Genomic DNA, 13,747 nt, shown 5'->3' on the forward strand with positions numbered 1-13,747 from the left:
CCTTAAGGAACGCAAAGTGTTAAATAAAGTTCTGCCCCTGTTGCTGCTGATCGCGGCGCCGGCTCTGGCGGCCAAACCCGTCCTCACCGTGTATACCTACGACTCGTTCGCCGCCGACTGGGGCCCCGGTCCGGCAGTGAAAAAAGCCTTTGAGGCCCGGTGCGGCTGTGAGCTGAACTATGTGGCGCTGGAGGATGGCGTATCGCTGCTTAATCGCCTGCGCATGGAAGGAAAGAACAGCAAGGCCGACGTGGTGCTGGGGCTGGACAATAACCTGATTCAGGCGGCGGAAAAAACCGGCCTGTTCAGCAAAAGTACGGTGGATACCCGCGGGCTACAACTGCCGGACGGCTGGCACAATGACACTTTTATCCCGTTTGATTACGGCTACTTCGCGTTCGTTTACGACAAAAACAAGCTGAAGAATCCGCCGCACAGCCTGAAGGAGCTGGTCGAAAGCCCGGAAAAATGGCGGGTGATTTATGAAGACCCGCGCACCAGCACGCCGGGGCTCGGTCTGCTGCTGTGGATGCAGAAAGTGTACGGCGATGACGCGCCGGCGGCCTGGCAGAAGCTGGCCAGCAAAACCGTGACCGTCACCAAAGGCTGGAGCGAAGCTTATGGTCTGTTCCTCAAAGGCGAAAGCGATCTGGTGCTGAGCTATACCACCTCGCCGGCTTATCACATTATTGAAGAGAAAAAGGATAACTACGCCGCCGCGCCGTTCAGCGAAGGCCACTATCTGCAGGTAGAAGTGGGCGCGCAGCTCGCCAGCAGCAAACAGCCGCAGCTGGCGCAGCAGTTCATGCAGTTTATGGTGTCGCCAGCGTTTCAGAGCACCATTCCCACCGGCAACTGGATGTATCCGGTGATCAAAAGCGATTTGCCCGCCGGTTATCAGGCGTTACCGGTGCCCGCGAATGCGCTGCAATACACCCCGACAGAGGTGGCTGACCATCGCGCGGCGTGGATTAGCGCGTGGCAGCGCGCCGTCAGCCGCTGATGCCCGGCTGGCTGCTGCCCGGCGCGTTCAGCGCGCTGCTCTTGTGTGCGGTCGCGCTGCTGGCGCTCGGTGCCCTGCTGCTGACTGCGCCGGCCACCGACTGGCGCGCACTGCTCAGCGATAGCTATCTGCACCATGTGCTGGCGTTTTCCTTTGAGCAGGCGCTGCTATCAGCGCTGCTTTCGGTGCTGCCGGCCATTCTGCTGGCCCGCGCGCTTTATCGCCGCCGCTTTAGCGGCCGCACGCTGCTGCTGCGCCTGTGCGCCATGACGCTGGTGCTGCCGGTGCTGGTCGCCGTATTCGGTCTGCTGAGCGTCTATGGGCGCAGCGGCTGGCTGGCGCAGCTGTGTGCCACAGTCGGTATCGACTATCACTTCTCGCCCTATGGCCTGCAGGGTATTTTGCTGGCGCACGTGTTCTTTAATCTGCCACTGGCGACGCGCATGCTGCTGCAGGCGCTGGAGAGCATTCCCGGCGAGCAGCGCCAGCTGGCGGCGCAGCTCGGTCTGCGCGGCTGGTCGCTGTTTCGCCTGCTGGAGTGGCCGTGGCTGCGCCGTCCGCTGCTGCCAACGGCGGCGCTGATCTTTATGCTGTGCTTCGCCAGTTTTGCCACCGTGCTGGCACTGGGCGGCGGTCCGCAGGCCACCACGCTGGAGCTGGCCATTTATCAGGCGCTTAGCTTTGATTACGATCCTGGCCGCGCCGCGCTGCTGGCACTGCTGCAGCTCGGCTGCTGTCTGCTGCTGGTGCTGCTCAGCCAGCGCTTCAGTAAAGCGATTCCGGCCGGTAGCCAGACGGTGCGCGGCTGGCGCGATCCGCAGGATTCCTGGCGCGCACGCGTCGCGGATACGCTGCTGATTACGCTGGCGCTGCTGTTACTGCTGCCACCGCTGGCGGCGGTGCTGGTCGACGGCTTACGCGGCGGCATTGCCGGCGCGCTGCAACAGCCCGCGCTATGGCAGGCCACATGGACGTCGCTGCGTATCGCACTCGGTGCCGGTGTGCTGTGCGTGCTGCTGACCATGATGCTGCTGTGGAGCAGTCGCGAACTGCGCCAGCGTCAGCAGCGCTTCGCCGCGCAGGCCATGGAACTCAGCGGAATGCTAATTCTGGCAATGCCGGGCATCGTGCTGGCGAGCGGGTTCTTTCTGCTGTTCAACGCCACCGTTGGCCTGCCGCAGCGTGCCGATGCGCTGGTGATCTTTACCAACGCGCTGATCGCCATCCCCTACGCCATGAAAGTGCTGGAAAATCCGATGCGCGATCTCAGCGCGCGCTACGCTCAGCTGTGCGCCTCGCTGGGCATCAGTGGGTTTACTCGCCTGCGGCTGATTGAACTGCGGGCGCTGAAACGTCCGCTGGCACAGGCGCTGGCATTTGCCTGTGTGCTGTCGATTGGGGATTTCGGCGTGGTGGCGCTGTTTGGCAGCGCCGATTTCCGCACCCTGCCGTTTTATCTGTTCCAGCAGATTGGCGCCTATCGCGGTGCCGATGGCGCGGTGACCGCGCTGCTACTGCTGCTGTTATGCCTGCTGCTGTTTACGCTGATGGAAAAATTACCGGGTCGCCATGCTGACACTGAATAACCTTACTTATCTCTACCAGCATCTGCCGATGCGCTTCAGCTTTAGCGCACAGGCCGGTGAACGTCTCGCCATTCTCGGCCCGAGCGGCGCGGGCAAAAGTACCCTGCTGAGCCTGCTCGGCGGCTTTCTGCCGGTGAGTCAGGGCAGCCTGCTGATCGATGGCGTCGACCACACTCGTAGCGTGCCTTCCGCGCGACCGGTATCGATGCTGTTTCAGGAGAACAATCTGTTTCCGCACCTGACGGTGCAGCAAAATCTGGGGCTGGGCCTGCATCCCGGCCTGAAGCTGACGCGCGAACAGCAGCAGCAGGTACAACAGATTGCGGAGCAAACCGGGCTGGAATCGATGCTGACGCGTCTGCCCGGCCAGCTCTCCGGCGGCCAGCGCCAGCGCGTGGCACTGGCGCGCTGCCTGCTGCGCAATCAGCCGGTACTGCTGCTGGATGAACCGTTTTCGGCACTCGATCCGGCGCTGCGCAGCGAGATGTTACAGCTGGTGCGCGCGGTGTGCGAGGCGCGCACTATCACGCTGCTGATGGTGTCGCACAGTCTGGAGGATGCGCAGCAGATTGCGTCACGCAGCCTGGTGATTGTTGACGGTCGGGTGTACTGGGATGGCAGCACCGCCAGCCTGCTGCGCGGAGAAAGCCCGGCGGCCGCCATCCTTGGCGTATCACCGCGTTAAGCGAAGAACACTTTCCACAGCAGCTGCAGGAAAATCGGCATCATCGGGTGGAACAACAGCGCAATAAAGGCACCCACGCCGATGAGCGCCATCAGCGGAGCCAGCCAGCGCAGCCGCGCCAGTGGCAGATAAGGCGTGGCCCAGTCGACGCTTTTGCCGCTGCGCCACCAGCGCCACAGCAGCCAGCCGCCGATCCACAGCAGCAGCGCCACCGCCAGCAGCAGCCATTTGAAGCTGTCGCCCTGCGCCGCCTGCGGCACGTCGATCGCCACGCCCGCCAGAATGCCCGGCATCAGGTAGGCCGGCGGCCACAGGATGCAGCCGATAATGTTCGGCGGCAGGAATTTACGCACCGGCAGCTCCAGCATGCCGGCCGCCAGCGGAATCAGCGGACGCGTCGGTCCGACAAAGCGCCCCACGAGGATGGTAAACATGCTGTGCTGATGCAGCGCGTGCTCGGTTTTATCCAGCAGCCCTTTGTATTTTTGCAGGTATTTCCAGCGGTGCAGCGGTCCCTGGAATTTCCAGCCAATGCCGTACGACACCCAGTCGCCAATCAGACAGCCGGCCAGCCCGGCGGCCCACGCCGGATAGAGCCCGATTTGTCCGCTGCCCACCAGCGCGCCGAGGCTGGCCATCAAGACCGTTCCCGGCAGCAGCAGGCCGACAAACGCCAGCGACTCAAGAAAGGTCACCAGCGCCACGGCAATCAGCGCGTACTCCAGCGATTGCGTAAACAGGTGTTGGATCCAGGCTTCCATAACTATCCTCTGCGGAATATAGAGGCTGGATTGTCCTGAGACAGCCCCACAGCGTCAAGCAATTCCCCGCGCTGCCGCACGCCCGCGCCGCGCAGACGACGGCACCACCGCAGTACACTGTATAAACATCCATGATATACTGAAATGAATTCATTCTCCGGAGTTAACGTGACCGAACCGCGCGCAGGATTTTTGCTGACTCGCCACTGGCGGGATACCCCGACCGGCAGCGAAGTGGTGCTGTGGCTGGCCACCGACCAGGGCCCGCAGCGCCTGGTACTGCCTGCGCAGGAGTCAGTGGCGTTTATTCCCCGGGAGTTCCAGGCGCAAACCGAAGCGCTGCTTCGCGACGAGCGCCATACGCGCCTGCAACCGCTGGATCTGAAAGATTTTCGTCGCCGACCGGTGCTGGGACTCTATTGCCGCAGCCACCGACAGCTGCAAAGCATCGAAAAACGCCTGCGTGAAAACGGCATTGCGGTGTATGAAGCAGATATCCGCCCGCCGGAACGCTACCTGATGGAGCGCTTTATCACGGCGCCGGTGTGGTTCAGCGGCGAGCCGCGCGGCGACAGCCTCGTCAACGCGCGCCTCAAGCCGCATCCCGATTACCGTCCGCAGCTGAAATGGGTGTCGCTCGACATCGAAACCACCGAGCACGGCGAGCTGTACTGCATCGGGCTGGAGGGCTGCGGCCAGCGCCAGGTGTATATGCTCGGCCCGCCGAACGGTGATGCCAGCCAGCTGGATTTTGAGCTGATCTACCTCGACAGCCGGCCACAGCTGCTGGAGCAGCTTAACGCCTGGTTCGCCCGTCACGATCCCGATGTCATTATCGGCTGGAACGTGGTGCAGTTTGACCTGCGCGTGCTGCAAAAACATGCCGACCGCTACGGTATTCCGCTGCGTCTTGGCCGTCAGCAGCAGCCGCTGGAGTGGCGCGAGCACGGCTTTAAGCCCGGCGTGTTCTTTGCTCAGGCCAGCGGCCGGCTGGTGATTGACGGGATCGAGGCGCTGAAATCGGCGTTCTGGGACTTCGCCTCATTTAGCCTGGAGGCGGTGTCGCGCGAGCTGCTGGGTGAAGGCAAAGCCATCAACAATCCGTGGCAGCGCATGGAAGAGATCAACTGGCGCTTTGCCCACGATAAACCGGCGCTGGCCACCTACAATCTGAAGGATTGTGAGCTGGTCACGCGCATCTTCCAGCACACCGCTATCATGCCGTTTTTGCTGGAACGCGCCACCGTCAATGGCCTGGCGGTGGATCGCCACGGCGGATCGGTGGCGGCGTTCAGCCACCTGTATATTCCGCGCATGCACCGCGCCGGCTTCGTCGCGCCCAACCTCGGCGAAGTGGCGCCGGAAGCCAGCCCCGGCGGCTACGTGATGGATTCGCGCCCCGGACTGTATGATTCGGTGCTGGTGCTGGATTATAAAAGCCTCTATCCGTCGATCATCCGCACCTTTCTGATTGATCCGGTCGGGCTGGTGGAAGGCCTGGCGCATCCGGACGACGCCGATTCGGTTCCCGGTTTTCGCCACGCGCGCTTTTCGCGCCGCACCCACTGTTTACCGGCGATTGTCGGGCAGATCTGGCAGGGGCGCGAGGCCGCCAAACGCGACGGCAACCAGCCGCTGTCGCAGGCGCTGAAGATCATCATGAACGCTTTTTATGGCGTACTTGGCACCAGCGCCTGTCGCTTTTTCGATCCGCGCCTCGCCTCGTCGATCACCCTGCGCGGTCACGCCATCATGCAGCAAACGCGTGAGCTGATTGAAGCCGAAGGTTTTGACGTGATTTACGGTGACACCGATTCTACTTTTGTCTGGCTGAAAAGCGCCCACAGCGAAGCCGATGCCGCCGCGATCGGCCAGCGGCTGGCCGGGGTGGTCAATCGCTGGTGGCAACAGCATCTGCAGCAGACTTACGGTCTCGACAGCGCGCTGGAGCTGGAGTATGAAACCCACTTCAGCCGCTTCCTGATGCCAACCATACGCGGCGCCGAACAGGGCAGTAAAAAGCGCTATGCCGGACTGATTCGCCGCGACGGCGACGAGCGGCTGGTGTTTAAGGGACTAGAATCGGTGCGCACCGACTGGACGCCGCTGGCGCAGCAGTTCCAGCAGACGCTATATGGCCGCATCTTCCGCGGTGAACCCTGGCAGGATTACATTCGCGACACCGTGGCACAGCTGCTGGCCGGTGAGCTGGACGATCTGCTGGTATATAAAAAGCGCCTGCGCCGGCCGCTGAAAGATTACGAACGCAACGTACCGCCCCACGTGCGCGCCGCGCGTCTCGCCGATGAACATAATCGTAAATTGCAGCGTCCGCTGCAGTATCAGAACGGCGGATCGATCCGCTATGTGATCGCCACCGCCGGACCGGAGCCGCTGGAAGCACGCAGCACGCCGCTGGATTACGATCACTACGTTAGCAAGCAGCTGCAGCCGATCGCCGAAGGGATTTTACCGTTTGTCGGCGATGACTTTGCTACACTGATCACCGGGCAACTGGGGCTTTTTTGACAGGTGACGAATGCCCTGCCATCCAGTACCATAGCGCCCTTCCTGATTCTCACCGCGTGCACCAGCTGACCAGATAACTGTCTGGCGGTGGGGTATTGTCTGAGAGCAGGTGAACGTCTTTCTATCTTTTAGAGAATCGAGCAAAAAATATATGGTTTTTACACTGGGTCAACGCTGGATTAGTGATACGGAAAGTGAGCTGGGACTGGGGACAGTCGTGGCGCTGGATACGCGCATGGTCACACTGATGTTTCCCGCCACCGGCGAAAACCGCCTCTATGCCCGTAATGATTCTCCGGTCACCCGCGTGATTTTTAATCCGGGTGATACCGTCACCAGCCACGAAGGCTGGCAGATGCAGGTTGATGAAGTCCGCAACGAAAACGATTTAGTGACTTACATCGGCACGCGTCTTGATACCGACGAAAGCAACGTGGTGCTGCGCGAAGTGATGCTCGACAGCAAACTGGTGTTCAGCAAGCCACAGGATCGCCTGTTTGCCGGCCAGCTGGACCGCATGGATCGCTTTGCCCTGCGCTTCCGCGCACGCAAATACCAGAGCGAACAGTATCGCCTGCCGATCAGCGGCCTGCGCGGTATGCGCACCAACCTGATTCCGCACCAGCTGCACATCGCACATGACGTCGGTCGCCGTCATGCGCCGCGCGTGCTGCTGGCCGATGAAGTCGGCCTGGGTAAAACCATTGAAGCCGGGATGATTATTCAGCAGCAGCTGCTGGCCGGACGCGCCGAGCGCGTGCTGATCGTGGTGCCGGAAACCCTGCAGCACCAGTGGCTGGTGGAAATGCTGCGCCGCTTCAACCTGCGCTTTGCCCTGTTTGACGACGATCGCTACACCGAAGCGCAGCACGACAGCGACAATCCGTTTGATACCGAGCAGCTGATTATCTGCTCGCTGGATTTTGTCCGCCGCAACAAACAGCGGCTGGAGCTGCTGGCCGAAGCTGACTGGGACCTGCTGGTGGTCGACGAAGCGCACCATCTGGCGTGGAGCGAAGCCGCGCCGAGCCGCGAATATCAGGTTATCGAACAGCTGGCGGAAAAGACCGCCGGCGTGCTGCTGCTGACCGCGACGCCGGAACAGCTCGGCATGGAGAGCCACTTTGCCCGTCTGCGCCTGCTGGACCCGAATCGTTTCCACGATTTCGCGCAGTTCGTGGCCGAGCAGCAGCACTATCGCCCGGTGGCTGACGCCGTCAGTACGCTGCTGGCCGATCACGCCATCAGCAAAGACGAGATGAACCTGATCAACGATCTGGTCGGTGAGCAGGATATTGAGCCGCTGCTGCAGGTGGCGAACAGCGATCGCGACGGCAAAGACGACGCGCGTAAAGAGCTGATTTCGATGCTGATGGATCGCCACGGCACCAGCCGCGTGCTGTTCCGTAACACACGTAACGGCGTGAAGGGCTTCCCGAAACGCGAACTGCATCAGATTCGCCTGCCGCTGCCAGCGCAGTATCAGACGGCGATTAAAGTCTCCGGCATCATGGCGGCGCGCAAAACGGCGGAAGAGCGCGCGCGCGACATGCTGTATCCCGAGCAGATTTATCAGGAATTTGAAGGCGACAGCGGCACCTGGTGGAACTTCGACCCGCGCGTTGAGTGGCTGATGGGCTACCTCACCAGCAACCGTAAAGAGAAAGTGCTGGTGATTTGCGCCAAAGCGGCCACTGCGCTGCAGCTGGAGCAGGTGCTGCGCGAGCGTGAAGGCATCCGCGCCGCGGTGTTCCATGAAGGGCTATCGATTATCGAACGCGACCGCGCGGCCGCCTTCTTCGCTTCGCAGGAAGATGGCGCCCAGGTGCTGCTGTGTTCGGAGATCGGCTCGGAAGGGCGTAACTTCCAGTTCGCCAGCCGGCTGGTGATGTTCGATTTACCGTTTAACCCGGATCTGCTCGAGCAGCGTATCGGCCGTCTCGATCGTATCGGCCAGCTGCATGACATCCAGATTCTGGTGCCGTGGCTGGAGAAAACCGCCCAGGCGGTGCTGCTGCGCTGGTACCACGAAGGGCTGGACGCGTTTGAGCACACCTGCCCGACCGGCCGCACCATCTACGACAGCGCCTACCCGCAGCTGATTGAGTATCTGGCCGCACCGGACAACCCGCAGGGGCTGGACGACTTTATCGCCCAGAGCCGCAAACAGCATGACACGCTGAAGGCGCAGCTGGAGCAGGGGCGCGACCGTCTGCTGGAGCTGAACTCGAACGGCGGCGAAGCCGCCCAGGCGCTGGCTGATGCCATCGGCGAGCAGGATAACGACACCGAGCTGGTGAACTTTGCGCTCAACCTGTTTGATATCGTCGGCATCAACCAGGAAGATCGCAGCGATAACCTGATCGTCCTGACGCCGTCTGACCACATGCTGGTGCCTGATTTCCCCGGCCTGCCGGAAGATGGCTGCACCGTAACCTTTAACCGTAACCAGGCGCTTTCACGCGAAGATACCCAGTTCATTACCTGGGAACATCCGCTGATTCGCAACGGCCTCGACCTGATTCTCTCCGGCGATACCGGCAGCTGTGCGCTGTCGCTGCTGAAGAACAAGGCGCTGCCGGTGGGCACGCTGCTGGTAGAGATGATCTATGTGGTCGAAGCACAGGCGCCGAAGCACCTGCAGCTTACCCGCTTCCTGCCGCCCACGCCGGTCCGCCTGCTGATGGATCGCGCCGGAAATAACCTCGCCGGCAAGGTGGAGTTCGAAAGCTTTAACCGTCAGCTCAACGCAGTCAATCGCCATACCGGCAGCAAGCTGGTGAACGCGGTGCAGCAGGATGTGCATCACATTCTGACGCAGGCGGAAAAAGTCATCGTGCCGGAAGCGCAGGCGCTGATTGCGGCGGCCAAAGCCGAAGCCGATGAGAAGCTGAGCGCCGAGCTGTCGCGCCTCGAAGCGCTGAAAGCGGTCAACCCCAACATCCGTGATGATGAGGTTGATGCGCTGGAGAGCAACCGCGAGCAGGTGCTGGCCAGCCTCGGTGAAGCCGGCTGGCGGCTGGATGCGCTGCGTCTGATCGTTGTGACACACCAATAATCGCTGAGGCCGCGCTGAATCATGCTGATGGAACCCTACAATCCGCCGCTCGACCCCTGGCTGCATATTCTGTATCAGGACGAGCACATCATGGTGGTTAACAAGCCGAGCGGTTTGCTGTCGGTGCCCGGCCGCCTTGAGGAGCACAAGGATAGCGTGATGACGCGCATCCAGCGTGACTTTCCGCAGGCGGAGTCGGTGCACCGGCTCGATATGGCCACCAGCGGTGTGATTGTGGTGGCGCTGACCAAGGCGGCCGAGCGCGAGCTGAAGCGGCAGTTTCGCGAGCGCGAGCCCGCGAAGCAGTACGTGGCGCGCGTCTGGGGACATCCGGCGGCGGAACAGGGCATGATCGATCTGCCGCTGATTTGCGACTGGCCTAACCGGCCGAAGCAGATGGTGAGTGTAGAGCTGGGTAAGCCGGCGCAGACGGAGTATCAGGTGCTGGCGTATGACGCCGATAACAGCGCGCGGGTGCAGCTGAAGCCGATCACCGGCCGTTCCCACCAGCTGCGCGTGCATTTGCTGGCGCTGGGGCATCCGATTCTCGGCGATCGCTTCTATGCCCATCCCGAGGCGTTAGCCATGGCGCCACGCCTGCAGCTGCACGCCGAATCGCTGACCATTACCCATCCGGCGTTTGGCAACAGCATGACGTTTCGCCAGCCGGCCGATTTTTAAGGGGCCGCAGCCCCTTATTTAAAGCCCTTCTCTTTGCGAATCAGGTCGTACGCGGCCTGAATCTCCTGCGCTTTCTGCTTCGCCATCTCCATCATCTCCGGCGGCAGACCTTTCGCCACCAGCTTATCCGGATGGTGCTCGGCCATCAGCTTGCGGTAAGCGCGCTTGATGGTGGTGCTGTCGTCGCTGCTTTTCACCCCCAGCACGCTGCAGGCATCTTCCAGCGTCGGGCCACGTTTCGCCTGCTGATAAGCGCCGCCGCCGTACGACGAACCGCCACCAAACTGCTGACCGCCCTCCATCATGCGCAGGAACTGGTCGAACTGCGCGCGGGAAATCCCCAGCTCTTCCGCGATGACGTATAGCACCTGACGCTCGTTGGGATGCAGCGAACCATCAGCAAACGCCGCCTGGATTTGAATTTCCAGAAACATCCGAATCAGATCGAAACGGCCAAAGCAGGCGCTGCGCAGCTCGCGCAGTTTATTACGTAACGGATATTCGCTCTGCTTACCTTCACGAAACGCACGCTGCGCCGCGGTACGCGCCTCGCCATGCAGCTGCATGCGATCCATAAATAAAGAGGCAATCTGGATATCCGCTTCGGTGACGCGCCCTTTTGACTTGGTCAGATGGCCCATCACCTGGAACGTGGTGCTGAAGAACAGCGTCTGACGCGCCTGATTATTGGCGAAGTAGGCCTGTCCTTTTACGCTGCGCACTTTGTCAAACAGATGACCAATGATCAGACCCAGTACGATGCCCCAAAAGCCTGCTCCGGAAAGTAAGCCGAGAGCCAGACCAATAACTTTTCCCCAGTAGCGCATAAACTCCTCAATTCGCCATGCTTGCGGCTGAAAATTGCATTATCATACCTGTCATTTATCTCCGCGCCTAACGGCAACGCAGGCAGAGCAGGATTAACACTGGCGCAACGCCGGGCGGTACGTTAGTCTCTGTCCGGATTGTCGGCATGATGCCAGTTTTCATGGAATTATCGAAACCGCGTATGAAAAAACGTATACCTACCCTGCTGGCTACCATGATTGGTGCAGCGCTTTATAGTCAGCATGCACTGGCCGACGATCTGATGTCGCAGTGTATGCTGGGCGTGCCGAGCTACAATCGTCCGCTGGTCAGTGGCGACGCGAATTCGCTGCCGGTAACCATCAACTCTGACTCAGCAAAAGGGAACTATCCGAACGACGCGGTGTTCACCGGTAATGTTGATGTGCAGCAGGGGAACAGCCGTCTGGTTGCCGACGAGATGCAGCTGCATCAGCGTCAGCAGGACGGACAAACGACGCCGGTGCGTACCGTCGATGCGCTGGGTAATGTGCACTATGACGACAACCAGGTCATCCTGAAAGGTCCGAAAGCCTGGTCCAATCTGAACACCAAAGACACCAACGTGTGGAACGGTAATTATCAGATGGTCGGCCGTCAGGGTCGCGGTGATGCTGACCAGATGAAACTGCGCGGTAATAACCGCTATACCATTCTGGAAAACGGCAGCTTTACCTCCTGTCTGCCGGGCTCCAACAGCTGGAGCGTGGTCGGTTCGGAAGTGATTCAGGACCGTGAAGAAGAAGTGGCGGAGATCTGGAATGCGCGCTTCAAGCTCGGCAACGTGCCGGTGTTTTACAGCCCGTATCTGCAGTTGCCGATTGGCGACCGCCGCCGCTCCGGCTTCCTGATCCCCAACGCGAAATACGGCAGCAACAACGGCTTCGAATTCATGCTGCCGTACTACTGGAACATCGCGCCTCAGGCCGACGCCACCATTACGCCGCACTACATGAGCAAGCGCGGTCTGCAGTTGCAGAACGAGTTCCGCTACCTGACGCAGTTTGGTGCCGGCCTGTTAGAGCTGGACTATCTGCCGTCTGACAATCAGTACAACAAAGATAAAGCCGCGCGACCGTCGGTGCAGAACGACAGCAACGACGACCGCTGGCTGTTCTACTGGCGTCACTCCGGCGTCTACGATCAGCACTGGCGCTTCAACGCCGACTACACCAAAGTCAGCGATCCTTATTATTTCAACGATCTTGATTCGAAGTACTACAGCTCGACTGACGGCTACGCCACGCAGAAATTCAGCGTAGGCTACGCTGACACCAACTGGGATGCGACGCTTTCAACGAAGGATTTCCAGGTATTCGGAAGCACCAGTGGCAGCAACGTCTATCGTGCAATGCCACAGCTCGACGTCAATCTCTACCAAAATGATATTGGGCCATTTGACGGCAGAATCTATGCACAAGCCGTGAAATTCACCAGTGTTAGTAACGATATGCCAGAAGCGACTCGTCTACACATCGAGCCAACATTGAACCTGCCTATATCAAATGGCTGGGCGAGTCTGGACACAGAAGCAAAACTGCTCGCAACACATTATCAGCAAGACAATATCGACCGCTATAACACCCGTTGGGACGCCAATCCTAACGGAATAAGCGGACGACTTGATGATTCTGTAAACCGTACTCTTCCTCAATTTAAAGTTGATGGTCGCCTGGTATTTGACCGCAATATGGACTGGGCTGAAGGCTACACCCAGACGCTGGAACCGCGCGTACAGTACCTTTATATCCCGTATCGCGACCAGAGCAACATCTATCCGTACGACTCCACGCTGCTGCAGACCGACTACACCGGCCTGTTCCGCGATCGCACCTACAGCGGCCTCGATCGTATCGCTTCGTCTAACGAAGTGGCGACCGGCGTGACCACGCGTATTTATGATAACGATCTGGTTGAACGTTTTAACGTTTCCGTGGGTCAAATCTACTCGTTTACCCCGTCTCGTACCGGCGTAAACCAGACGAATAAAGAAGATGATACCGGTAGCCTGGTGTGGGCGGGTGATACTTACTGGAAAGTCAGCGATCGCTGGGGCGTGCGCGGCGGCCTGCAATACGATACGCGGCTGGACAACGTTTCCCAGGGCAATGCCATTGTGGAATACCGTCGTGATGCCGACCGTATGGTGCAGCTGAGCTACCGCTACAGCAGCCCGGAGTATGTGGCGCAGGCGTTGAGTGATTCTGGTTTGATTGACAACCCTAGCTACCAGAAGATCTACAAAAACGGTATTTCGCAGGTGGGCGCCACGGCCAGCTGGCCGATTGCCGATGCCTGGTCGCTGGTGGGTGGTTACTACTATGACACCCGCAACAGCCGTCCGGCCGAGCAGTTAGTCGGTCTGCAGTACAGCTCCTGCTGCTACGCCATTCGTCTGGGTTACGAACGCAAGATCAACGGTTGGGAAAACAACGACAGCAAGTATGACAACCAAATCTCATTCAACATTGAGCTGCGTGGTCTGAGTTCTAACTATGGCTTAGGCACCAATGAAATGCTGCGTCAGGGCATCATCCCTTATCAGCGCGCTTTCTGATGTTGTGATATTTGACAGGCTATCCCGCAGTGCGGAAACAA

Annotated in this window: 9 protein-coding genes; 7 read left to right on the forward strand and 2 right to left on the reverse strand. The window is 60.0% G+C overall.

What is annotated here, in order from left to right:
* Positions 1–16: 16 nt before the first annotated feature.
* The 3 genes from thiB to thiQ are packed head-to-tail and all read left to right on the forward strand — an operon-like array spanning position 17 to position 3,274.
* On the forward strand, positions 17–1,003 hold the full coding sequence (thiB, locus tag C1N56_RS16080) for a thiamine ABC transporter substrate binding subunit (RefSeq protein WP_159377314.1): 987 nt from the start codon (positions 17–19) through the stop codon (positions 1,001–1,003).
* Positions 979–2,589: a thiamine/thiamine pyrophosphate ABC transporter permease ThiP gene (gene thiP / locus C1N56_RS16085; protein ID WP_282954738.1), complete on the forward strand. Its 1,611-nt coding sequence runs from the start codon at positions 979–981 to the stop codon at positions 2,587–2,589. The genes thiB and thiP overlap by 25 nt, the downstream gene beginning before the upstream one ends.
* Positions 2,573–3,274 carry a thiamine ABC transporter ATP-binding protein ThiQ gene (gene thiQ, locus C1N56_RS16090; protein WP_021507579.1) on the forward strand — a complete coding sequence of 234 codons (702 nt, stop codon included), beginning with the start codon at positions 2,573–2,575 and terminating at the stop codon, positions 3,272–3,274. Before thiP ends, thiQ begins: the two co-directional genes overlap by 17 nt.
* Here thiQ and C1N56_RS16095 read toward each other — a convergent pair.
* A complete protein-coding gene (locus C1N56_RS16095; protein WP_021507580.1) occupies positions 3,271–4,035 on the reverse strand; it encodes a DedA family protein in 765 nt (254 codons plus the stop codon). The genes thiQ and C1N56_RS16095 overlap by 4 nt on opposite strands.
* A 168-nt stretch (positions 4,036–4,203) precedes the next feature.
* On the opposite strand from C1N56_RS16095, the gene polB reads away from it, so the two are divergent.
* From polB to rluA, 3 genes are all read left to right on the forward strand, one after another.
* Positions 4,204–6,564, forward strand: a complete 2,361-nt coding sequence (polB, locus tag C1N56_RS16100) for a DNA polymerase II (RefSeq protein ID WP_394516861.1) — start codon at positions 4,204–4,206, stop codon at positions 6,562–6,564.
* 151 nt (positions 6,565–6,715) lie between these two features.
* The gene (rapA, locus tag C1N56_RS16105; RefSeq protein WP_058774837.1) at positions 6,716–9,622 is read left to right on the forward strand and encodes an RNA polymerase-associated protein RapA; all 2,907 of its coding nucleotides are present in this window, start codon (positions 6,716–6,718) and stop codon (positions 9,620–9,622) included.
* Positions 9,623–9,643: 21 nt separating this feature from the next.
* Positions 9,644–10,303, forward strand: coding sequence for a bifunctional tRNA pseudouridine(32) synthase/23S rRNA pseudouridine(746) synthase RluA (gene rluA / locus C1N56_RS16110; RefSeq protein ID WP_021507583.1), 660 nt, complete (start codon positions 9,644–9,646; stop codon positions 10,301–10,303).
* Between the two features lie 14 nt (positions 10,304–10,317).
* On the opposite strand, the gene djlA is transcribed toward rluA, so the two are convergent.
* Complete coding sequence (gene djlA, locus C1N56_RS16115) at positions 10,318–11,130, reverse strand: co-chaperone DjlA (RefSeq protein WP_394516862.1); 813 nt, start codon at positions 11,128–11,130, stop codon at positions 10,318–10,320.
* Positions 11,131–11,312: 182 nt separating this feature from the next.
* Between djlA and lptD the strand changes: the two genes are divergently transcribed.
* A complete protein-coding gene (gene lptD, locus C1N56_RS16120) occupies positions 11,313–13,706 on the forward strand; it encodes an LPS assembly protein LptD (protein ID WP_236569440.1) in 2,394 nt (797 codons plus the stop codon).
* Positions 13,707–13,747 lie beyond the last annotated feature (41 nt).

Source organism: Pantoea sp. SGAir0175 (assembly GCF_043547855.1).